The sequence below is a fragment of the Paraburkholderia sediminicola genome (assembly GCF_046026675.1).
GTDB classification, from domain to species: Bacteria; Pseudomonadota; Gammaproteobacteria; order Burkholderiales; family Burkholderiaceae; genus Paraburkholderia; species Paraburkholderia sediminicola_F.
Map to the genome: position 1 here is coordinate 3,428,398 of NZ_JAQQEY010000001.1, position 23,179 is coordinate 3,451,576.

Here is a 23,179-nt window from a genome sequence, read left to right on the forward strand (position 1 = left end):
AAGCATAAGTGCACGCATTATGAATAACAAGTGCATATATGACTTTGGAGGAGCCCCCACTTGGATGATTCCATCGCCGTCGCGCCAGAGCAGTTGGTGCAGCGTCACGCTCAACCGGGCATGTCGCTGCTAGCGGTACTGCACGCCATTCAGGACGAACTCGGCTACGTGCCGCCCGACACGGTTGCGTCTCTCGCCCGCGCCATGAACCTGTCGCGCGCGGAAGTGCATGGCGTCATCACCTACTACCACCATTTCCGCACGCAGCCCGCGGCGCCCGTCACGGTGCAACTGTGCCGCGCCGAAGCATGCCGCAGCATGGGCACCGAGGCGCTCGCGCAGCATATCGAGGCGCACACAGGCTGCCGTTTCGATGCGGAGCATCGGCATGGTGAGACGGTCGAGCTGGAATCGGTCTATTGCCTCGGCCAATGCGCGCTGTCGCCGGCGATGATGGTCAACGGCACGCTGCACGCGAAAGTGACGCCGCAAAAATTCGACGCGCTCTTCGCCGCCGCCAGCAAATGCGTGGAGGTCACGGCATGACGCGCATTTACGTTCCCTGCGATTCGTCGGCGCTTGCGCTCGGCGCCGATGCACTGGCTCAAGCGATCGAATCTGAAGCCGCACGTCGCGGTATTGCAATCGAACTGGTTCGCAACGGTTCACGCGGTTTGCTGTGGCTCGAACCGCTCGTCGAAGTTGCGACGGCTGAAGGTCGAGTCGGCTATGCGAACGTCGAAGAGAGCGACGTTACCGCGCTGTTCGACGCCGGCTTCATCGAAGGCGGCGAGCACGCCCGCCGTGTCGGTGTGGTCGATGACATCCCGTATCTGAAGAAGCAACAGCGTCTGACCTTCGCGCGGATCGGCATCACCGATCCGCTTTCCATCGACGACTACGTCGCTCACGGCGGCCTCGAAGGTCTCAAGCAAGCCCTGCAAACCGACGGCGACGCCGCCTGCGAAGCGCTGATCGAATCCGGCCTGCGCGGGCGCGGCGGCGCAGCCTTCCCCGCCGGCATCAAATGGCGCACGGTGCGCGGCGCCAGGGCGGCGCAGAAATACATCGTCTGCAATGCGGACGAAGGCGACTCCGGCACCTTCTCCGATCGCCTGGTAATGGAAAGCGACCCGTACGTGCTGATCGAAGGGATGATCATCGCGGGCGTCGTGACCGGTGCGACAGTCGGCTATATCTATGTGCGCAGCGAATATCCGCACTCGATCGCGACGCTCGAAGCCGCGATCGCCAAAGCACGCGCCGCCGGTTGGCTCGGCGACAGCGTACTCGGCTCGGCAGCGCATCGCTTCGAACTCTTCGTCGCGAAGGGTGCAGGCGCTTATGTCTGCGGCGAGGAAACCGCGCTGCTCGAATCGCTCGAAGGCAAACGCGGCATCGTGCGCGCGAAGCCGCCGGTGCCGGCGCTAGTCGGCCTGTACGGCCAGCCGACGGTGATCAACAACGTCATCACACTCGCAACGGTCCCGATCATCTTCGCGCGCGGTGCGGCGTTCTATAAAGACTTTGGCATGGGCCGCTCGCGCGGCACGTTGCCGTTCCAGCTCGCCGGCAATGTGAAGCAAGGCGGTCTGGTCGAGCTGGCGTTCGGCGTCACGCTGCGCGAATTGCTCTACGACTACGGTGACGGCACGGCAAGCGGACGCCCGGCGCGCGCCGTGCAGGTCGGCGGCCCGCTCGGCACGTATTTGCCCGAAAACCAGTGGGACATCCCCATGGACTACGAAGCGTACGCGGCCGTCGGCGCGGTGGTCGGCCACGGCGGCATCGTCGTGCATGACGACACGTCGAATCTCGCCGAACTCGCGCAGTACGCGATGCACTTCTGCGCGCTGGAGTCGTGCGGGAAATGCACGCCGTGCCGGATCGGCTCGACGCGCGGCGTCGAAGTGATCGGACGGATCCGCAACGGCGATACGTCCACGCGGCAAGTGCAGTTGCTGCGCGATCTGTGCGACACGATGGTGTCCGGTTCGCTCTGCGCGATGGGCGGCATGACGCCGTTCCCGGTACTGTCCGCGCTCGACCATTTCCCCGAAGACTTCGGTCTCGATAACGTGCATGACCACGCGCCCAAAGCGGCTGCGGCCTGACCCAGGAGCCTCACATGTCCGATGTGCTCAACTCCCCTGCCGGCGCCCCGAAGGAAGTCCCCTTGGGTGGCGGCTGCGGCTCCGGTAACTGCGCGTGCAAATCGCAAGCACAAGCGCAACGTGCGCCCCGTTCGTTCTTTGACGACACCGACTACGGCACACCCGCGCGTCATGCCGACGTCGACGTCACACTGGAAATCGACGGCCAGGCGGTGACGGTTCCGGCCGGCACTTCGGTGATGCGCGCCGCCGTCGAAGCCGGCGTCAACGTGCCGAAGCTCTGCGCGACCGATTCGCTCGAACCGTTCGGCTCATGCCGTTTGTGCCTGGTCGAGATCGAAGGCAAGCGCGGCTACCCCGCTTCGTGCACTACGCCTGTCGAAGCGGGCATGAAGGTCCGCACGCAAACCGATCGTCTGCAGTCGCTGCGCCGTAACGTGATGGAGTTGTACATCTCCGATCACCCGCTCGACTGTCTGACCTGCCCGGCCAACGGCGACTGCGAATTGCAGGACATGGCAGGCGTCACCGGCTTGCGCGAAGTGCGCTACGGCTTCGATGGCGCGAACCACCTGAAGGATAAGAAGGACGAATCGAATCCGTACTTCACGTACGACCCGTCGAAGTGCATCGTCTGTAATCGTTGCGTGCGCGCGTGTGAAGAAACGCAAGGCACGTTTGCGCTGACCATCGCCGGGCGCGGTTTCGAATCGCGCGTGGCCGCAAGCGAAAACAAGCCGTTCATGGAATCGGAATGCGTGTCGTGCGGCGCATGCGTCGCTGCGTGTCCGACCGCGACGTTGCAGGAAAAGACCGTCATCATGCTCGGCCAGGCCGAGCATTCGGTGGTCACCACGTGCGCGTATTGCGGCGTCGGCTGCTCGTTCAAGGCCGAGATGAAGGGCAACCAGGTCGTGCGGATGGTGCCGCACAAGAACGGCCAGGCCAACGAAGGCCACGCGTGCGTGAAGGGCCGCTTCGCCTGGGGCTACGCGACGCACAAGGACCGCATCACCAAGCCGATGATCCGCGCAAAAATTACGGATCCGTGGCGTGAAGTCAGCTGGGAAGAAGCGCTCAGTTACGCGGCGTCGGAATTCCGCCGCATTCAGGCGAAGCACGGCCGCGATTCGATCGGCGGCATTACGTCGTCGCGCTGCACGAACGAAGAAACGTATCTCGTACAGAAACTCGTGCGCGCCGCCTTCGGCAACAACAACGTCGACACCTGCGCGCGCGTGTGTCACTCACCGACCGGCTACGGCCTGAAGACCACGCTCGGCGAATCGGCCGGCACGCAGACCTTCGCCTCGGTCGACAAAGCCGACGTCATCATGGTGATCGGTGCGAATCCGACCGACGGCCATCCGGTATTCGGTTCGCGCATGAAGCGCCGTATCCGTGAAGGCGCGAAGCTGATCGTCGTCGATCCGCGTCGTATCGATATCGTCGATACACCGCACGTGAAGGCCTCGCATCATTTGCAATTGCGTCCGGGCACCAACGTGGCGGTGGTCAATGCGCTCGCGCATGTGATCGTGACCGAAGGCTTGCTGAACGAAGCGTTCATCGCCGAGCGCTGCGAAACGCGCGCGTTCGAGCAATGGCGTGCGTTCGTCGCCCTGCCCGAGAACGCGCCGGAAGCGACGGAGGAACTCACCGGCGTGCCCGCCGCGTCCATCCGCGAAGCTGCGCGCATCTATGCCACCGGCGGCAATGCCGCAATCTATTACGGACTCGGCGTCACCGAACACGCGCAAGGTTCGACGATGGTGATGGGCATCGCGAATCTGGCGATGGCGACCGGCAACATCGGCCGCGAAGGTGTCGGTGTAAATCCGTTGCGTGGCCAGAACAATGTGCAAGGTTCATGCGACATGGGCTCGTTCCCGCACGAACTGCCGGGCTATCGCCATATCAGCGATTCGATCACGCGTGCGTTGTTCGAGGAAGCATGGAACGTCACGCTGCAACCCGAACCGGGCCTGCGCATTCCGAACATGTTCGACGCCGCCGTGCACGGCACCTTCAAGGGTCTGTACTGCCAGGGCGAAGACATCGTGCAATCCGATCCGAACACGCATCACGTGTCGGCGGCACTGTCGTCGATGGAATGCATCGTCGTGCAGGACATTTTCCTCAATGAAACCGCAAAGTACGCGCACGTCCTGCTGCCGGGTTCGTCGTTCCTCGAAAAGGATGGCACCTTCACCAACGCGGAACGCCGCATTTCGCGCGTGCGCAAGGTGATGCCGCCGGTGCCGGGTTACGCCGACTGGGAAGTCACGGTGATGCTCGCGCGCGCACTCGGGTACGAGATGGGCTACACGCATCCGTCGCAGATCATGGACGAGATTGCGCGTCTCACGCCGACCTTCCACGGTGTGTCGTACAAGAAACTCGAGGAGCTCGGCAGCATCCAGTGGCCGTGCAACGAGGACGCGCCCAACGGAACGCCCACCATGCACATCGACGCCTTTGTGCGCGGCAAGGGCAAGTTCGTGATCACGAAGTTCATCGCCACGCCGGAAAAGGTCACGCGCAAGTTTCCACTGCTACTCACCACAGGCCGCATCCTGTCGCAGTACAACGTCGGCGCGCAGACACGCCGCACCGAAAATTCGCGCTGGCATGACGAAGATCGTCTCGAGATCCATCCGCACGATGCGGAAGAACGCGGCATCAGGAATGACGATTGGGTCGGTATCGAATCCCGCGCGGGACAAACCGTATTGCGCGCGAAGGTCACCGAGCGGATGCAGCCGGGCGTCGTTTACACGACGTTCCACTTCCCCGAATCGGGCGCGAACGTCATCACCACCGATAGCTCGGACTGGGCTACCAACTGTCCCGAATACAAGGTGACCGCGGTGCAGGTGATGCCGGTCGAACAACCGTCGCAATGGCAGAAGGACTATTCGCGCTTCAACACGGAGCAGCTCGATCTGCTGAAGCAGCGCGAGTTGGCCAACGCAACGTCGGGTAAGTGAGGCAAGCCATGGACAATCAGAATCTGATCGACATGGCGAACCGGATCGGCGATTTTTTCGATTCGATGCCGGACCGCGAGGAAGCACTCGCCGGCATCGCCGATCATATCCGCCGCTTCTGGGAGCCGCGCATGCGGCGCGCTTTGCTGGCGGCGCTCGATGAGCCGGATGCGAGCGGCATCGAGATGTCGGGCATCGTCAAGGAAGCGCTCGTCAAGCATCGTGAAAGCTTGACGCCGGCTGCGGCGGCTGCGGTATAAGCGAAGGCCGGGCAGCCGGCGGATACGACGCGCAAGGCGAGTGCGTGTCAGGGCCTCCTCACAGCGCCGCCTGCTCCGGTATCACGCCCCCCACGGCAAACCACGCTTCGCAATGCCGCAGCAAGCCGTGCAGGTCGGACCCCGTACGCCCGCGCGCGCTGATGTAGCCGTCCGGCCGCACCAGATAGAACGACGGCCGCGTGCGTCCATACGATTCGGACAGTGCCGGGCCGCCCTCGCCGCTCGTATCGGTCACGCGCCAGATGCGCACCGCGCCCGGCAACAATCTCTCGACCTCCGCAGCCAGCCGCTCCAGTTCCGGGTCCGGTGGCGGTGCGTGCTTCGCGGCCGGATCGAGCGGCGTGTCGTCGACGGCCAGCGGCGGGACCAGCAGGAACAACGAGAAAAACGCCGGATCGTGCAGATCGAAAATGCAACCGACGCCCGGCGCACGGCCAAGCGGCCCATCCACTACGTGCACCAGCGCATCCGGCGCGCGCTCGCCGGCACGCGGGCCGCCGTCGAGCAGGCGTTCGAGCGTCAGCGGACTGCGCCGATACTGGACCGACAACTCGCTGATCGTCATACGCGCCGCATCGCGCAGCGGACCGAGCGCCGCTAGCACCGGCATCACGCGCTCGCGCAGCAGCTTCAGCGGTCCATGATCGGCCTCGGCCATATGCGTGATGAAGCCCGTTTGCCGCAGCACGTCGCGCTCAATCGGATGCCGTTCATTGTGATACGTATCGAGCAGACGGTCAGGCGCGGCGCCGTTCAGAACGCGCGCGATCTTCCAGCCGAGATTGAACGCTTCCTGAATGCCCGTGTTCATCCCTTGCGCGCCGGCCGGGCTGTGTACGTGAGCCGCGTCCCCGGCGAGGAAGATGCGGCCAACGCGCAGCCGCTCCACCATCCTGCTGTTCAGATGAAAATACGATGACCATGCCAGCTCCGACACGTCGACGCGCTCCCGCACGCGCCGGGCGATCAGCGCCTTGCATTCGGCGAGCGACGGCGGTGAGACGTGGTTGAGTGGCGGTTCGCCGAGCACCGCGGGCGTGGCCGGCGGCGGGACCGTGGTCGGTTCGACCGGATGGTCCGCAATCAGACGATGACGGCCATGGCCCATCGGAAACAGCGCGACGAGACCCTCGCCCGACGCGAAGATATGGAATTCGTCTTCGGGCCAATCGGTTTCGGCATGCACATCGGCCAGCAGGAACGTCTGCTCGAAGGTGCTGCCCGCAAAGCTCAAGCCGAGCCGGTGGCGGATCGTGCTATGCGCGCCGTCAGCCGCGATCACGTACGACGGGCGCAGGGTTTCGGTATGGCCGTCCGCGCGACGCAACGTCACCTGAATGCTGGCGGAACCCTGCACGAACATCATCAGTTCAACGCCGCGTTCGACTGTCACGCCGAGCGTCGCGAGATGCTCCGTCAGCAGACGTTCGGTAACGGATTGATCGAGAAACAGCAGATAGGGATAGCGTGTGCGCAGCGGATCGAAATCGAGGCGCGCGAGACGCATGCCATTGGAAAAAAGATTGGCGATGCGCGCGCGATGACCGAGTTCGAGAAACGGCTCGATCAGCCGGTGCTGTTCAAACAGTTCGAGAGTGCGCGCCTGAATGCCGATGGCCCGTGAATACGGATTCGGTTGCAGCGCTTTGTCGATCAGACGCACGGGGATGTGGGCACGCGCCAGACTCATTGCCGCGGCGAGCCCGGTCGGACCCGCCCCAACGATCAGCACCGGCGACGCATCGTGTGCGGCAGCGTCCATGCGGGACTCCGGAGGCAACAGATCGTTCTAGTGTACGCCGCCGATAGCCCGTTCAACGGTGCGCTGCATCAATCGTGGGAATGATCCATCGCGCATCGATGCTCGGTGGTGCCGAGATCGACTTGCAGCGTGGCATGCTGCATCGAAAAACGTTCGCGCAGTGTGACGACGATAGCGTCAATCGACTCGTCGCCGGGATGGCCTGCCGGCATCACCAGATGCGCGCTGAGCGCATTGCCGGTAGTCGACAAGGCCCAGACGTGCAGGTCGTGCACGTCGGTCACGCCGGGCTGTCCGGCGAGATAGTCGCGGATATCCTGCAGGCTGACGCCGGGCGGCACGGCGTCGAGCGCCATGCGCACCGAATCGCGCAGCAGTCCCCACGTGCCAACCACTACCACCGCGACCACGAGCAGGCTCATCACCGGGTCGAGCCACGTCCAGTTGGTATAGAGAATCACGAGGCCGCTGATCGCGACAGCGGCCGAGATGGCGGCGTCCGCGGCCATATGCAGGAACGCGCCGCGAATGTTCAGATCTTCCTTCTGGCCGCGCATGAAGAGCCACGCCGAGAAGCCGTTCACCACCACGCCGATCGTCGCGACGACGAACACCACCAGTCCCGCGACGGGTGCCGGATTCATCAGGCGCCCGATCGCCTCGGCGACGATCACACCGCACGCGAACAGCAGCAGCCCCGCGTTGGCGAGCGACGCCAGGATCGACGAACTGCCGTAGCCGAAGGTATAGCGCGCCGACGGACGACGCGCGGCGAGCCAGGTTGCGCCCCACGCGAGCAGCAAGCCGAGCACGTCGGAGAGATTGTGGCCGGCGTCGGCGAGCAGCGCGGTGGAATGCGCGATCACGCCGTAGACGGCTTGAACCACCACAATCGCTACGTTCAGCCCGACGGCGAGCGCGAAGGCGCGGCCGTGGCCTGGAGAGGGTGCGTGGGCGTGGCTGTGGCCGGAGTGGCTGTGGCCGGAGTGGCCGTGGCCGGCGTGGCTGCCGTGGTTGTGGTCGGCGTGACTATGGTCGGCGTGGTTGCCGTGATTGTGGTCCGCGGGGCTGTTTTGGCTTTGGCCGCCTCGACTGCGGCTGCCTTGACTGTCGGCGCTGTGGCTGTGGTCGGCGCCGTGATCATGCGCGCAGTGCTCACTCGTACCGTGCGTGCTCGCCTCGCGCTCATGTGCCTCGTGCCCCTGCGTGCCGTGCTCCTGCAAGCCGCTCTCACGTGCATCGGCCGCCTCGGGACGAACCACGCCGCGCAGAAGCCCGGCCTGATCGCGAGCATCGCCATCCTGCCCCTCGACCTGCGCATCTTCCCCATCGATGCCATCGAATTCCCCCTCGAGCCACACCGGCGCGTGGTCGTCCTCGCGCTCTTCGGCGGCCCGGATCGGGGCGGTGATTTTCTTCATGACGGGTCCAAAGAAAATTCGCCGGCCGGCTCAGCTACATGCTCGAGCATGCCGGCCAGCATCGCGCTGATGTGGCGGTCGGCGGCAAGATAGAACACCTGCTTGCCCCGCCGCTCCGCGCGCACAATCCGCGCCGCGCGCAGCAGCCGCAAATGGTGGCTCACCAGCGACGGCGACAGCCCCAGCCCCTCCGCGATCGCGCCGACCGCGCGCCGCTCGTCGACGCACGCGAGCACGATGCGCAAACGCGTCGGATCGCCAAGCAGGCGAAACAGGTCGGCTAGCGGCACGATCGTCTCCACTGGACGGTCTTCGAAACTGGCAGGCGAGATAGCGGAAGCCATGGCAAGCGGCATCATTGACACACATATGAACATGTATTCATATGTTATAGACATCGAGGCAACAGGTCAAATTGGAGGGCGGCCCGGCGAGTGTGGGAAAATGCGGCCTCTGCCTCACCCGAATGCCACCCCTCCGTCATGCAACAAGTATTTGACCGCGCTTTCGCGGCGCATCGTGACGGCCGCCTCGACGACGCCGAACGCGGCTACCGCGCGACGCTCGACGGCAATCCCGTGCACGTCGATGCGTTGCACCTGCTGGGCGTCCTGCGCCACCAGCAGGGCCAGCACGCCGAAGCCGCCGAGCTCGTGCGGCGCGCGGTGAACCTGCGCCCGGAAGATGCCGCGCTGCAGTTGAACCTCGGCAATGCACTAAAGGCGCTCGGCCAGATCGACGGCGCCATCGAACAGTTCCGCAATGCGCTCACGCTGGCGCCGTCTTTTCCGATGGCGCACTACAACCTGGGCAATGCATACGCGTCGGTGGGCCGCCACGAAGATGCCGCCGACGCCTTCGAGAAGTCGCTGCGCCTGCAACCGAACGACGCCTCGTCGCATAACAATCTCGGCAACGCATTGCACGCGCTCGGCCGGCATACGGAGGCGATCGCGTCATTCCAGCGCGCGCTCGAACTGCGTCCTGGGCACGCGGGTGCGCTCAACAACATGGGCATGTCGCTGAATGCGCTTGACCGCGCGGACGAGGCGATCCCGTGCTTTCAGGCGGCCCTGGCGGCCGAACCCCGCTTTGTCGCCGCGCACTTCAATCTCGCCAATACGCTCGACGCCACCGGCCGCCACGCAGAAGCGGTCGCCTCGTTCCAGACGGCGCTCGCCTTGCAGCCGAACCTGCCGCCCACTATCTTCGGCCTCGGCAACGCGCTCGCGGCACTGGGACGCCATGCGCAAGCGCTGCCGTATCTCGAGCGCGCGGTGGGTCTCGATCCGCAGTTCGCACTCGCATGGCTGAGCCTCGGCACGGCACACCAGGCACTGGGCGCGCACGCCGCAGCAGTGCGGGCCTTCGATCAGGCGCTGCGCTTGCGCCCCGATCTCGCGTCCGCGCACATGAACCGTGCGCTTGCCTGGCTCGCGTTGCGCGATTTCGCACGTGGGCTGCCGGAATACGAATGGCGGCTGCAGACCACCGCGCAGCCGGTCATTCAGACGTTGCCGCGCTGGCACGGCGAGCCGATCGAACAACGCACGCTCCTCGTTCATGCCGAGCAGGGCTTCGGCGATACGCTGCAATTCGTCCGTTTCGTTCCGCTGGCCGCGCAGCGTGCCGCGCGCGTTGTGCTCGAAGTGCAACCGCAACTGCTGCCGCTGCTTGCACCGGCCGCGCAAGCGTGGCGCGTGACGCTAATCGCCCAGGGCACACCGCGTCCGGCGGCGGATCTGCAATGCCCGCTGCTGAGCTTGCCGCTCGCGCTCGGCACAACCTACGACACGATTCCCGACCGCACGCCCTACCTCAGCGCACCGCCGGCTTACGGCCGCAAATGGCGCGGCTCGCTCGGCGGTCACGCGAAGCGCAAGATCGGCATCGCGTGGTCAGGACGCATCCAGCAGAACGAAACCCGTTCGATGCCGCTCGCCGCGCTCGCTCCGCTGTTCGCGCTCGAAGGGATCGACTGGATCGTGCTGCAACCTGAACTGAGCGCCGAGGAACACGTGGCGCTCGACGCGCATCCGCACGCGGCGTCGATTCATCGCTTCGACAAGCGGATCGGCGATTTTGCGGATACCGCGGCAATCATCGAGCGGCTCGACGCGGTTGTGTCGATCGATACGTCGATCGCTCACCTCGCCGGTGCACTGAAAAAGCCGCTATGGCTGATGCTGCCGTTCGCCGCGGATTGGCGCTGGTTCGTCGGCGAGTCGCGCAGTCCGTGGTATCCGGGCGCAACGCTGTTGCGCCAGCCACAACCCGGCGCGTGGGGCGATGTGGTTGAGGCAGTGGCGAACGAATTGCGCCGCGGCTAACTGGACCGGATTCAGCGAAATCGGTTGCCGATGCGACGCTCAAGAAAAAACCCCGCGCTCTCACGAGCGCGGGGTTTTTGTTTGCCCGGGTGAACGGTGACGCTTAAGCCGCTCGATACTGATTGCGCGACTCCGGCGTGCGATACAGCACCAGCGTCGCGATCAACCCGCAAATCGCCGCCACGCCCAGGAACAGACCAGGCGCGGCCTTGTTGCCGGTGGTGTGAATGAGCAACGTGGAAATGGCCGGCGTGAAGCCGCCGATCGTCGTAGCCAGGCTGTAGGCCAGCGAGAAGCCGGCGGTCCGCACTTCGACCGGCATCACTTCGGTCAGCGCCACCACCATCGCCCCGTTGTAGCTGCCGTACAGGAACGACAGCCACAGCTCGACCGCCAGAAGGCGAGCGAACGACGGGTCGGCGACCAGCCATTGCAGCGCCGGGTATGCGGTGATGATCGTCAGGATCGTGAAGGCGATCAGCACCGGACGGCGGCCGACGCGATCCGACAACGCGCCCGCGAGCGGCAGCCAGATCAGGTTCGACAAACCGATACAGACGGTGACGACGAGCGTATCGATCGACGACAGCTTCAGCACTTCCTTGCCGAAGGTCGGCGTGTAGGCCGTGATCATGTAGAACGACACGGTGGTCATGATGACCATGCCCATACCGCCCAGCACGATGCCCCAGTTCGCGGCCATCGTCTTCATGATCTCGCCCATGCTCGGACGATGCTTGCGCGCCTTGAATTCCTCGGTTTCCTGCAACGAACGGCGGATCAGGAACAGGAACGGCACGATCAGGCAGCCGATCAGGAACGGCACGCGCCAGCCCCAGGCGCTCATCTGGTCAGCCGGCAGCACTTTGTTGAGCACCACGCCGATCAGCGCGGCAAACACCACGGCAACCTGCTGGCTGCCCGACTGCCACGCGCAATAGAAACCCTTGTTGCCCTTGGTCGCGATCTCCGACAGATAGACCGACACGCCGCCCAGTTCGACCCCGGCCGAGAAGCCTTGCAGCAGCCGGCCGCCCAGCACTAGCACGGGCGCAAGCACGCCGATGGTCGCGTAGCCTGGTATCGACGCGACCGTGAGGGTGCCGAGCGCCATCAGGCCGAGGGTGAGGATCAGGCCTTTGCGCCGGCCGTGATGGTCGATGTAGGCACCCAGCACGATTGCGCCAAGCGGCCGCATCAGGAAGCCCGCGCCGAATACCGACAACGACAACATCAGCGAGGCGAATTCGTTACCGCTCGGGAAATAGGTCTTGGCAATCGCGGACGCGTAATAGCCGTAGACCATGAAGTCGTACATCTCAAGAAAGTTGCCGCTAACCACGCGGAAAACTGTCTTGACCTTGGATTCCTGCGATGAAGAAGTAGCGTGTGACGCAGTAGACATGACATTCTCTGATAAGCCTGTCGCCACGCAGACAGGCGGCGCTCAGGCAGTTGAAACGATCCACTGCGTTCGGCAAGCGGATGCCGCGGGCAACTCAATAATTAGAACGCGCCGGGGGCGCTGCATTTTCATGCTGAACACATTTGCGCGGTATCAGGGTAAACGTTGTGAAATACCCGGAACCCGCAACACGTAATGTTACCGTTCCTGGCGCTGTCGCGTATTCCATACAGCTTCATTACAGACAACACCCGCTCACCCTTGCGGTAGACTTTTCGCAGACAGGCCATTCCCGTTGACCACCATCCCGATGCAAACCTCCCACGCACTCTCACTGCGCCCTGCGACCCTCGCGGATGCGGCGCTGATCGCTTCGATCCATAGCGCCAGCTGGCAGGCTACCTATCGCGGCCTGCTGCCTGATGCGTTCCTCGACGGCGAGGTAACGCGGGAGCGTGCCGCCTATTGGGAAGCGCGCCTGCGCGCACCGGGCGGCGAGCGCCGTATCGTCCTGATCGCCGAGCTCGCGGACGAGCCGATCGGTTTTGTCTGCGTCGAACGGCAGCCGGAATCCGCATGGGGTGTCCTGCTCGACAACCTGCATGCGCTGCCAGCACACCAGGGCATTGGCGCCGGCAAGCTGTTGATGCGTGCCGCCGAAGACTGGGCGCGCGCGCAAGGCGAGACGCAGTTGTATCTCTACGTGCTCGAAGGCAACACACCGGCGATCGGTTTTTATGAACGGCAAGGCTGGCAGTTCGTCGGCGCCGAACCGGATCATATGGGCGGCGTGGATATTACTGCGTTGCGCTACGTGTACCGGCTGGATCGGTGAGGTACGTGCGCCTGGTTTGATCGTCGTCCAAAGCGGCACCGACGAATATGCGTCGATGACCCTGTCAGCCGGCACATATCTGCGCAATATTGCGCGGCCATCGAAACACCGAAAAATCGAGTCGCAAAAAACAAAACCCCACGCTCCGAAAAACGTGGGGTTGATCAGCAGTCTGAGCCCGGCCATTCACGCCCGGGCTTTTTTACACTCATACACCTACTTCTGCGTTGGCAATCCGAACTCGGTCTGCCGCTGCAACTGCATCACTTCGCCCTGCACCTGACGCAACTGCGCCTGTGCCTTTTCCTTTTCCCCGCGCAGCGCCGCCGCCTCGCCTTGCGCCTGCCGCTGGTAGTCGTTGACCTTGGCCTGCTGCGCACGCGCAACGTCGAGATCGGCCTGCAAGCGCTTCGCGCGATCTTCCGATAACGCGATGATGTCTTCGATATACGCCTTCTGCGCCTGCAGCTGCGTACGGCGAATCTCGACGTCCGCGAGTTGCGCCGTCTTCTGGACGAAACCTGCATAGACCGCTTCGGCGCGGCCTACGTCCTCCGACTTGATTACGCGCCAGAAATGCTTGTCCTGAAAAAGCGCGACGTAGTACGTCATTTCCTGCGGATAGAAAAACAGACTCGCGCCGTAGCTGCCGTTATATGTGGTGCGCAGTTCGCTCAGCTTCGCATCGTGAATCATCTGCATCAGTTCTGCGACGTTGCCTTGCGCATCGCTGGCGGTAGCCGGCGTGGCGGATGCCGCGCTACGCAGCGCAGCAGCGACCGGTTGGGGCGTGAGCGTGTTGATGGACGGCCGCGTGCCGACCAGCGGCGCGGTTTCGTCGCTTTGCGCTGCCAGTACGAAACCACCATGCTGCAACAGCGCACACGAGGCCGCGAGCAACATGGTGCGCCGTACAATTAAGGGGTACTTCATACGTGCATACTCCATGCAAATCCAAAACAGCCTTGGATTATCGCGCGGATTAGCCGTCAAGCGAAGCATTCAACTGTCTCGCTGACGGACTTTAAATCGAGATAAATCGATAACGAATGATTTAGCCAGATGGACGTATCCGTCGCGAAATAAAAGGTTTCGGATAACATGAAAACGCAACAATTTGACTCACGCATGACTCATGCGGACGTTTCCCAATCTGCATGGCGTTCGCACGAATCCAACGTCAAGCAGAGCGGAAATATGGAGATAGGTAGCTTGAAAACACGCCGCCGATAACAAGCGTATAACCCGCATAACCCAATTAAGGCCCTGACAGCGGAGCGAACATGAACATGAAGCCGCAGTGGGAAAACAACCGCACGAAGCGCCGCTGCCAAACATGGCGGCAGCTCGTGACAATCGTGCTTGAAAGACCGGACTCGAAACTCGAAAGCACGCCCTGAAGGCGTGCCCTTAAAACCGCGTTTCGCGCGCCACCCGCAGGAAGGTATCGAGCAGCGGCGTGCAATCGAGTAGCTCCGGACCGCCCGCGCGATGAAACTCCGGGTGCCACTGCACGCCCATCACAAACGGCGCACGCCGATAGCGCACGGCCTCGATGATGCCGTCCGACGCCGACACCGCCTCGATATTCAGATCGCGGCCGATGGTCTTGACCGCCTGATGGTGAATCGAGTTGACGATCGCCTCGCGCCGGCCCGGAAACATATTGGCCAGCGTCGAGCCGTCCGGAAAATGAATGCTGTGCCGATGCTGATCGTAGTTCTCGTTGACGTGCGCGCCGGCGGTCGGCACGTCGGTGGCGATGTCCTGATACAAGGTGCCGCCGAACGCCACATTGATCAACTGGCAACCGCGGCACACGCCAAGCACCGGCTTGCCCGACTCGATGAACTCATGCAGCAATTCAAGTTCGTACATGTCGCGCACGCGGTCGCCCGGCCACTCGGGACTCGTTGCCTGTTCCGCGTACGATTGCGGCGAGACGTCCGCGCCGCCTTGCAGCAGCAGACCGTCGAGATGCTTCGCATAGTCGCGCAAACGGATATTGCTCGGGTGCAGCATGCCCTGATGGCCGACCGTCGGAATCATGAACACCAGCACGTCGCGCGACATCACCCAGTGCGCAATCGATTCCTCGAGGTATTGCAGCGTCTTGCCCCGCAAGCCCTTCGCGCCCGGCTCCGGGTGAAAGATGCGTGCCGACACGCCGATGCGCAGCGTGCGCTGCGTGATCCGTTGGCCAGCGCGATCGAACAACTGACGCGCCCGCGCCGCGATGATGCGGCCGAACACCGTCCACGCCGAATCGCTTTGCTTCAGATAGCGCGGCGGCGACGGCGGCAACGCATTCGGCGGCGGCGGGTTCGTTGCAGTGAAGTCAGGCGCGGCGCCGAAACCCGGCGGCGGCGAACCGGCCCGGTGGGCGGCAGCGGCCGCTTCTTGCGCTTGTTCCTCGTTTCCGGTGAGGGCTGCTTCGTCGGCCGGAGCGCTCAATTCGCCGGCGAGCGGTTCACTGCTTCCGAGCGTGCTGGGACGTGTGGCTGGACTCTTGTAAGCCTGTCCCGCCTTGCGTGCGGCGCGCTCGTGAACCTCGGCCTCCTGCTGTGCGGTCGACGCCGCCGCTGAACTGCGTGCTTCAGCTGCGTCGCGTTGCCGCGCCGTTTGCGGATCGGTGGGGGTGACAGTGGATGCGCTATTAGGGTCGTCAGTCGACGACCTCGCCGCGGCCTCCTCGGCAGCCGGCGATGCAGCCGACGGCGTAACCACGTCCTTGATCGACGACTGGATGGAATCTTCGTGGGAAAGCGGCAACGTGGCTGCCGGCTCGGGCGGCAAAACCTCGGGTTTCGACGCGCCTGGGGCTGCGCCGGACGGTGTTGACGAAGATGAGGACGCTGGCGTCGCCGAAGGCGACGTTGGGCTGCCGGGCTTACCGGCGTTTTCAGGTTTGTTTTCGCTCATGACAGTCAGACAGGCGCCTTCCACGCGAACGAATGAATATGCCCTGATTATCCGCTAGCGCGGCAAGCCCGGCAAACCCGCACACAATTGCTCACATTGTTGCGGCTCCAGACGCGGGTCGTCTGACTTACGGATCCGGCTGTTCTTCGAACGTTTCGCGCAGGGCGATCTGCATCGTCGCGTGGATTTTCACGCACCAGCGCCACACCAGCGCCAGCAGTAGGGCAGCGCACACCAGCACCACGGTCAGGAGGCCCGTCGGCGGCAAAATGCTGCTGGAGAGCGCCGCGACCAGCAAAAACACGCCGACCATCGAGACCACCGGCACCAGGTCGGAGATCGCGTAACGGATCGCACTGGTGAAGCGCCCCGCTGTCGCCGGCTGCACGCTCACCTCGGCGAGTAGCAGCGCGAGCGACTTGGTCTTACGATAGACCGCGACCAGGAACGGCATCGACAGCACCAGCGCGATGCTCCAAAGCACGACGCGCTGCATCGGCTCGGAGCTCATCCAGTGTCCGAGCAGGGTGCTGGTGTAAGGCGCGCTGTACGACACGATCAGGAAGATCGCCGCGACCAGCGCGAGATTGACGGCGATCTGCAAAATGATCCGCCGCGTCATGCTGAACAGCGTCGGCTCGCCGGTTCCAGTGTTCAAACTACGCAGCCACTGCCCGTACATGCCGAACACGTTGGCGAGCGTGCGTGGCATCGCCTGCCCGAGACGCTGCGTCAGCGGATCGGCGGCACGAATCAGGTAAGGCGTGAAAAGCGTGGTCAAAGCGGAGACCGCCACCGCGATCGGATACAGAAACGCGCTCGTCACCTTCAAGGTCAGACCGAGCGACGCGATGATGAACGAGAACTCGCCGATCTGCGAAACGGTCATGCCGACCCGCATCGCCGTGCGTCCATCCTTGCCCGCGAGAAAAGTGCCGAGCCCGCACGACACGATCTTGCCGACGATCACCGCCACCGTAATCACCGCGATCGGCCAGGCATAGTCGACCAGCACAGCCGGGTTCAGCATCAGGCCGATCGTCACGAAGAAAATCGCAGAAAAGGCGTCGCGCAGCGGCGCGATCAGGTGCTCGATCCGATGCAGATGGCGCGACTCGGCCATGATCGCGCCTATCAGGAACGCGCCGAGCGCAATGCTGTAATCGAGCTTCACCACCAGCAGACAGAAGCCGAAGCAGAAGCCGAGCACCGACACCAGCAGCATCTCGTCGCTCCTGGCGCGCGCCACGTAGTTCAACGCGCGCGGCACGACCAGAATGCCCACCACTAACGACACCGTCATGAAGAGCAGCAGCTTGCCGAGCGTAACGACGGCGACACCCGCGCTCAACTGCCCCGTCTGCGCGATGCCGGAGAGCAGCACCAGCATCGCGATGGCGAGAATATCCTCGACGATCAGAATTCCGAACACCAGTTGCGCGAAGCTCTCGCGCTTCAAGCCCAATTCGGAGAGCGCCTTGACGATGATGGTCGTCGACGAGATCGCGAGAATCGCGCCGAGGAACAGCGAGTCCATCGAGCTCCAGCCGAACGCGCTGCCGATCTCGTAGCCGATCCATAGCATCAGCACGATTTCGGAGAGCGCCGCGACGATCGCCGTCGCGCCGACCTTGAACAGCTTGCGCAGGCTGAATTCGAGGCCGAGCGAAAACATCAGGAACACCACGCCGAGTTCACCCAACGTCTGGATGGTCTGCTCGTCGTGAATCAGCTGGAACGGCGGCGTGTACGGCCCGATGATCACGCCCGCGGCGATGTAGCCCAGCACCACCGGCTGTTTCAGGCGATGGAACAGCACGGTGACGACGCCGGCGAGCGCCATCACGACCGCCAGATCCTGAATAAAGCCGATACCGTGATGCATGGATGCGTCCCTTACAAAAAGTAATGTCTCAAAAACGCAGTGTAACGTACTCGTGCGACGCACCAAATCGCGCAAACGTCGAAAGGGCGTGGGATTAGCCGGATCGCTAACCTCACGGCAGGGCCGTTGACACGAAACTTTTTTGACACGCTGGACACCTGTGAAATATCACAATAATATTTGACGCATATTTTCTTGGGAGTCGAGTGATGCAGGTGTCCTTCAATGTTGTAGATCGTTCCGGCGACAGTCGCGCCGATATCGTCGAAGTGAATCGTCTGACGATCGCCGGCTGGGCCGGGCGCGATCAGGCGGCGATCGAGCATCACATCGCCGAACTGGCGGAACTCGGCGTGAAGCGGCCGTCGACCACGCCCTGCTTCTATCGCCTCGGCGCCGAACTGCTGACGCAGGCTGAACAGGTCGACGTGGTCGGCGTGAAGTCAAGCGGTGAAGCCGAGTGCGTACTGGTGCGCTCGAAGGCGGGGCTACTCGTCACCGTCGGCTCCGATCATACCGACCGCGAAGTCGAGGCCTATGGCGTCACCGTCTCCAAACAGGTTTGCCCGAAACCGGTCGCACGCGACGCATGGCGTTTCGACGATGTCGCCGGTCACTGGGATCAACTCGAACTGCGTGCCTTCGCCGTGACAAAGAACGGCGAGCGGCGCATCTATCAGCAAGGCAGCGTCGCGTCGCTGCTGCCGGCCGCCGATCTGCTGGAACGCGCGCCCGTAGCGGAAGGCGCCGCGATGTTCTGCGGCACGCTGGCGGTACAAGGCGGCATCGTCGGGATGGCCGACGGCGACGCGCTCGAACTCGAACTGCACGATCCCATCCTGAACCGCACGCTGCGCCACGCTTACCGCGTGCACGCGTTACCTATCGTCGAATGAGGCATCCATGAATCCCCCTTCGCTATCCGCCAACGCCGACGCGTCTTCCGACGCGTGGCTCGAAGCCGCCGCCCTGCGCAAGATCACCTGGCGCATCATGCCGTTCCTGTTTCTCGTCTACGTGCTGTCGTACCTGGACCGCGTCAACATCGGCTATGCGAAGCTGCAGTTCACCGGCGACCTCGGCCTGTCGAACGCGGCGTACGGACTCGGCGCGGGGATCTTTTTCTTCGGCTATTTCGTGTTCGAAGTGCCGAGCAATCTGCTGCTGAAGAAGTTCGGCGCGCGCGCCACCATCGCCCGCATCACGATGCTGTGGGGGCTGCTGTCGTGTCTGATGATGTTCGTACGCTCGGAGACGATGTTCTACGTGTTGCGCTTTTTCCTCGGCGTCGCCGAGGCCGGACTGGTGCCGGGCGTGGTGCTGTATCTGACCTTCTGGTTTCCGTCCGACCGGCGCGCGAGGATGGTCGCCGTGTTCATGGCGGCGATTCCGGTGGCAGGAATCATCGGCGCGCCGTTGTCGGGCTTTCTGATGTCGGCGCTGCATGAAGCGCACGGCTTGCGCGGCTGGCAGTGGATGTTCCTGATCGAAGGCATTCCGTCGATCCTCGCCGGCTTCTGGGCGCTCGCCGTGTTGCGCAACACACCCGCCGAAGCCGCCTGGCTCACCGACGACGAAAAGCGCGTAATCCTCACCCGCCTTTCGCGCGAAAACACTGCGGCGGCTGCAGCCGGCGCAGAGCAGAGTCTGGCGGTTGCGTTGCGCTCGGGCCGCTTCTGGCTGCTGACGCTGATCTACTTCTGCCTCGTCACCGGCAATGCGGGCTTCTCGTTCTGGCTGCCGCAGATCGTCAAGGACCTCGGCGTGACCAACCTCGTCACGAACGGCTTCGTCACCGCGATTCCCTACCTTGCGGCGGGTATCGGCATGATCCTGATCGGCCGCTCGTCCGATATTACGGGCGAACGGCGCTGGCACTATGCCGTGTGCTGCTTCATCGGCGCGGCGGGCCTGCTCGGCAGCGCCTCGGTGACCAATTCGATTCCGCTCGCCGTCACCGGTTTGTCGATCGCCTATATCGGCATTCTGGCGGGCTTCGGCATCTTCTGGTCGATGTCCACCACGTTCCTGCAAGGCACCGCAGCCGTGGCCGGCATCGCCGTGATCAACTCGATTGCGAATCTGGCAGGCTATGTGAGCCCGTATGTGCTCGGCATCGTCAAGGATGCGACGCATAGCGTGACCTTCGGGCTGGTGCTGATCGCGGGGGCGTTGATCGTCGGTGGGCTGGTCACGTTGATGATGCCGCGCGTCAAGGTGCAGCACGCCGCGGCGGTAACGCCGAGGAGCGCCTGACACGCAGAGATTTCCGTGATTGCTGTGACGTGTGAGAACCACGCGTCATGCGCAAGCGGCGCCGGTGAGCAACCGCCCACCCGGCGCCGTCCGCGCAAAACCTTGCTCTACAATGCGGACGACACCGCCCGCACCTTCTTCACATGACGCTTTTGCAGACTGTCCGCCGTTCCAGTGCCCCCCGCGAAACCGCCTCGGCGAGTCTCGCCGAGCAGGCCTACGCCTTCGTCAAGCGCGAGATCATCACGATGCGTTTACGGCCGAGCGAGGTGCTGAACGAAGCGGAATTGATGGTGCTGACCGGCATCGGCAGAACACCGGTGCATCAGGCACTACATCGGCTGGTGCACGAAGGCATGCTCACCATCATGCCGAGAAAGGGCATCATGGTCCGCCCGGTTTCTCTCGACGACGTGCTGGCGATCATCGACGTGCGGCTCGTCAACGAAAGCTACTGCGTCGAGCTGGCCGCGCGCCACGCGCAGCAACACGATTTCGACGCGATGCAGGCCTTGTTGGACCGCTCGTCGGTGTGCGTCGCCGCGCATGATATCGAGGGCATGATGGATATCGACCGCGAGTTTCATCTGGCAATTTCGGCGGCATCGCGCAACCCCGTGCTGGCCGACATCCTGCGTGGTCTGCACGAACGCTCGCTGCGCTTCTGGTTCATTTCGCTATCCGAGCCGCATCATCTCGAAGACGTCCACGAAGAACATCTGGAACTGTTTCGCCTGCTGCGCGAACGCGATGCCGAAGGCGCCCGCCAATCGGTCCAAAAGCATATCGAAGCGTTCCGCGCGACATTATTCAACCGGATTTGACTGACCCCGAACGCGGGCCCGGCTGCGCAGTCAGCGGGAGCCCGCCACACAGTGATCTCAAGCTAACCGCGCATCTAACCGGATACTTCCCGACACCATGGCCACCGAATTCACGCCCTTCCCGCCGCTAGCCCAGCTTGCCGCTGACCTCGCCGCCGGCCGCACCACGAGCCGCGCGCTTGTTGAAACCGCGCTCGAACGGATCGCCGATCCGGCCGGCCAGGGTGCGGTCGCTTTCATGCACGTCGACGCCGACAGCGCCCGCGTCGCCGCCGATGCGCACGACCGCCTGCGCGCCGCCGGCACCGTCCTTTCGCCGCTCGCCGGGATTCCGGTCTCGGTCAAAGATCTGTTCGATATCGAAGGCCAGCCGACCCGCGCCGGTTCCGTGGTGCTGGCCGACGCGCCCGCCGCCAAAGCGGACGCGGTGGCGGTCGCGCGCCTGAAACGGGCGGGCGCGGTGATCGTCGGGCGCACCAACATGAGCGAGTTCGCGTTTTCCGGACTCGGCCTGAACCCGCACTACGGACATCCGCTGTCGCCGTATCAGCGCGGCGTGAAGGGAGACGAGCGGATTTCGGGCGGCTCGTCGTCGGGGGCGGCGGCGTCGGTCGCGGACGGCATGGCGGCCGTTGCGCTCGGCACCGACACCGGCGGTTCAATCCGCATCCCGGCTGCGCTGTGCGGCCTGACGGGCTTCAAGCCAACCGCTGATCGCATTCCGAAGCAAGGCGGCATACCGCTTTCGTCCACGCTGGATTCGTTCGGGCCGATCGGCGTTTCGGTGGCGTGCTGCGCGCTGGTCGACCGCATGCTGGCCGGGCTCGAGCCGCGCATTCCGGCGGCCCGGCCGCTCGAAGGCGTGCGCCTTGGCGTATTGACCAATTTCGTGACCGACGGCGTCGAACCGGCGGTCGCCGCCGCGATCGATACCGCCCTCAAGCATCTGGAAGCGGCCGGCGCGATCGTCACCGAAGTGCGCTTCGCGCCGCTCGACCGTCTACCCGAGATCAACCGCTTCGGCTTTTCGCCGATCGAAGCGTATGCATGGCACCGTCCGCTGCTGGAAAAGCACCGCGATCAATATGATCCGCGCGTGCTGGTGCGCATCCTGAAAGGCCAGCCGGCCAGCGCCGTCGACTATCTGGACCTGCTCGCCGAGCGCCAGGCCATGCTCGACGAAGCCGCGCGCACGCTGTGGCAGCGTTTCGATGCGGTCGTCGCGCCGACCGTGCCGGTGGTGCCGCCGCGCGTGGCCGACCTGATCGACGACGACGCATTTGGCCGCACCAACGCGCTGATCCTGCGCAACCCGAGCGTATTCAACTTCCTCGACGCCTGCGCGCTGTCGCTGCCTTGTCATCTGCGCGGCGACGCACCCGTCGGCCTGATGCTGGCAGGCGCACCGCACGCCGACGACGCCTTGCTGGCCATCGGCCGCGGCGCCCAGGCGGTGCTCAACGCCATTCGCTGATTGGGGCGCTGAACGGGACACGGAGCAGACACCGAACGGGGATTTCGACTTAAAAGCGCGATAAGCGCCAGGGCGGGGGTTCGCGCTAGAATCGCGGGCACCTGCCCTTTCCGTTTCCAGACAGCCACACGACCGATGAATAACGACAATGCGATGCTGCGCCGCGAGCGCTCCCTGCTGGTTCTGCTTGGCCTGATCTGCGTCGGCCTCGTCGCCGGCGCGTTGTATCTGCAATACGGCTTGCACGAAGACCCGTGCCCGCTGTGCATCATCCAGCGCTATTTCTTCCTGCTGATCGCGATTTTTGCATTCCTCGGCGCGCGCTTTAACAGCTGGCGCGGCGTGCGGCTGCTGGAAGTGCTGGCGGCTCTGTCGGCCCTGGGCGGCATCGTGACTGCCGCGCGGCACGTGTATGTGCAGGCCAATCCGGGCTTCAGCTGCGGCTTCGACGCACTGCAGCCGGTGGTCGACAGCTTGCCGCCCGCGCAGTGGCTGCCGGGCGTCTTCAAGGTGGCAGGCCTCTGCGAAACGGCCTATCCGCCGATTCTGGGCCTGTCGCTGCCCACCTGGTCGCTGGTGGCTTTCGTCGTGGCTTTCGTGCCGCTGGCGCTGAGCCTGGCTAAGAATCGCCGCCGGATCGCCTGATCGGCGCTGCCGGTCGATCTGACTGAAACGGCGCC

General features: G+C 63.9%; 19 protein-coding genes. 12 read left to right on the forward strand and 7 right to left on the reverse strand.

Annotated elements, in window-relative coordinates; all coding sequences use genetic code 11:
* The first annotated feature begins 60 nt into the window (after positions 1–60).
* From PQQ86_RS14825 to PQQ86_RS14840, 4 genes are read left to right on the forward strand one after another with little or no spacing between them, the layout of a single operon-like run.
* The gene (locus PQQ86_RS14825; protein ID WP_408268011.1) at positions 61–546 is read left to right on the forward strand and encodes an NAD(P)H-dependent oxidoreductase subunit E; all 486 of its coding nucleotides are present in this window, start codon (positions 61–63) and stop codon (positions 544–546) included.
* The gene (locus PQQ86_RS14830) at positions 543–2,114 is read left to right on the forward strand and encodes a formate dehydrogenase beta subunit (RefSeq protein ID WP_408268014.1); all 1,572 of its coding nucleotides are present in this window, start codon (positions 543–545) and stop codon (positions 2,112–2,114) included. The genes PQQ86_RS14825 and PQQ86_RS14830 overlap by 4 nt, the downstream gene beginning before the upstream one ends.
* A 14-nt stretch (positions 2,115–2,128) precedes the next feature.
* Entirely contained in the window at positions 2,129–5,104 is a 2,976-nt protein-coding gene (gene fdhF / locus PQQ86_RS14835) for a formate dehydrogenase subunit alpha (RefSeq protein WP_408268016.1), read from the forward strand.
* 8 nt (positions 5,105–5,112) lie between these two features.
* Positions 5,113–5,364 carry a formate dehydrogenase subunit delta gene (locus PQQ86_RS14840; RefSeq protein WP_408268019.1) on the forward strand — a complete coding sequence of 84 codons (252 nt, stop codon included), beginning with the start codon at positions 5,113–5,115 and terminating at the stop codon, positions 5,362–5,364.
* 58 nt (positions 5,365–5,422) lie between these two features.
* Here PQQ86_RS14840 and PQQ86_RS14845 read toward each other — a convergent pair whose 3' ends face one another.
* The 3 genes from PQQ86_RS14845 to PQQ86_RS14855 form a co-directional block, all read right to left on the reverse strand.
* A complete protein-coding gene (locus PQQ86_RS14845; protein WP_408268022.1) occupies positions 5,423–7,147 on the reverse strand; it encodes an FAD-dependent monooxygenase in 1,725 nt (574 codons plus the stop codon).
* A 68-nt stretch (positions 7,148–7,215) separates the two neighbouring features.
* Positions 7,216–8,418 carry a cation diffusion facilitator family transporter gene (locus PQQ86_RS14850; protein ID WP_408270298.1) on the reverse strand — a complete coding sequence of 401 codons (1,203 nt, stop codon included), beginning with the start codon at positions 8,416–8,418 and terminating at the stop codon, positions 7,216–7,218.
* Between the two features lie 146 nt (positions 8,419–8,564).
* The gene (locus PQQ86_RS14855) at positions 8,565–8,912 is read right to left on the reverse strand and encodes an ArsR/SmtB family transcription factor (RefSeq protein ID WP_408268025.1); all 348 of its coding nucleotides are present in this window, start codon (positions 8,910–8,912) and stop codon (positions 8,565–8,567) included.
* Positions 8,913–9,050: 138 nt separating this feature from the next.
* Here PQQ86_RS14855 and PQQ86_RS14860 point away from each other — a divergent pair, with 138 nt between their 5' ends.
* Positions 9,051–10,898 (forward strand): tetratricopeptide repeat protein, encoded by a 1,848-nt coding sequence (locus PQQ86_RS14860; RefSeq protein WP_408268028.1) that lies wholly within the window; start codon positions 9,051–9,053, stop codon positions 10,896–10,898.
* A gap of 103 nt (positions 10,899–11,001) precedes the next feature.
* Here PQQ86_RS14860 and PQQ86_RS14865 read toward each other — a convergent pair whose 3' ends face one another.
* Entirely contained in the window at positions 11,002–12,303 is a 1,302-nt protein-coding gene (locus tag PQQ86_RS14865; protein ID WP_408268030.1) for an MFS transporter, read from the reverse strand.
* A 310-nt stretch (positions 12,304–12,613) separates the two neighbouring features.
* Between PQQ86_RS14865 and PQQ86_RS14870 the strand changes: the two genes are divergently transcribed.
* Positions 12,614–13,138, forward strand: a complete 525-nt coding sequence (locus PQQ86_RS14870; protein WP_408268033.1) for a GNAT family N-acetyltransferase — start codon at positions 12,614–12,616, stop codon at positions 13,136–13,138.
* 216 nt (positions 13,139–13,354) lie between these two features.
* Here PQQ86_RS14870 and PQQ86_RS14875 read toward each other — a convergent pair whose 3' ends face one another.
* Together PQQ86_RS14875 and PQQ86_RS14880 are read right to left on the reverse strand one after the other, a co-directional pair.
* Positions 13,355–14,071: a DUF2968 domain-containing protein gene (locus PQQ86_RS14875; RefSeq protein WP_408268036.1), complete on the reverse strand. Its 717-nt coding sequence runs from the start codon at positions 14,069–14,071 to the stop codon at positions 13,355–13,357.
* Between the two features lie 477 nt (positions 14,072–14,548).
* A complete protein-coding gene (locus PQQ86_RS14880) occupies positions 14,549–15,865 on the reverse strand; it encodes a gamma-glutamyl-gamma-aminobutyrate hydrolase family protein (protein WP_408268039.1) in 1,317 nt (438 codons plus the stop codon).
* A gap of 4 nt (positions 15,866–15,869) precedes the next feature.
* Here PQQ86_RS14880 and PQQ86_RS14885 point away from each other — a divergent pair, with 4 nt between their 5' ends.
* Positions 15,870–16,118, forward strand: coding sequence for a hypothetical protein (locus PQQ86_RS14885; RefSeq protein ID WP_408268040.1), 249 nt, complete (start codon positions 15,870–15,872; stop codon positions 16,116–16,118).
* A 69-nt stretch (positions 16,119–16,187) separates the two neighbouring features.
* Here PQQ86_RS14885 and PQQ86_RS14890 read toward each other — a convergent pair whose 3' ends face one another.
* Complete coding sequence (locus PQQ86_RS14890; protein ID WP_408268043.1) at positions 16,188–17,945, reverse strand: cation:proton antiporter; 1,758 nt, start codon at positions 17,943–17,945, stop codon at positions 16,188–16,190.
* 209 nt (positions 17,946–18,154) lie between these two features.
* Here PQQ86_RS14890 and PQQ86_RS14895 point away from each other — a divergent pair, with 209 nt between their 5' ends.
* From PQQ86_RS14895 to PQQ86_RS14915, 5 genes are all read left to right on the forward strand, one after another.
* Positions 18,155–18,841: a DUF2848 domain-containing protein gene (locus tag PQQ86_RS14895; RefSeq protein ID WP_408268045.1), complete on the forward strand. Its 687-nt coding sequence runs from the start codon at positions 18,155–18,157 to the stop codon at positions 18,839–18,841.
* A 7-nt stretch (positions 18,842–18,848) separates the two neighbouring features.
* Positions 18,849–20,201: an MFS transporter gene (locus PQQ86_RS14900; protein ID WP_408268048.1), complete on the forward strand. Its 1,353-nt coding sequence runs from the start codon at positions 18,849–18,851 to the stop codon at positions 20,199–20,201.
* A 143-nt stretch (positions 20,202–20,344) separates the two neighbouring features.
* Positions 20,345–21,025, forward strand: coding sequence for a GntR family transcriptional regulator (locus tag PQQ86_RS14905; protein ID WP_408268051.1), 681 nt, complete (start codon positions 20,345–20,347; stop codon positions 21,023–21,025).
* Positions 21,026–21,122: 97 nt separating this feature from the next.
* On the forward strand, positions 21,123–22,499 hold the full coding sequence (locus PQQ86_RS14910; RefSeq protein WP_408268054.1) for an amidase: 1,377 nt from the start codon (positions 21,123–21,125) through the stop codon (positions 22,497–22,499).
* A 135-nt stretch (positions 22,500–22,634) separates the two neighbouring features.
* Entirely contained in the window at positions 22,635–23,144 is a 510-nt protein-coding gene (locus PQQ86_RS14915) for a disulfide bond formation protein B (RefSeq protein WP_408268057.1), read from the forward strand.
* The last annotated feature ends 35 nt before the right edge of the window (positions 23,145–23,179 follow it).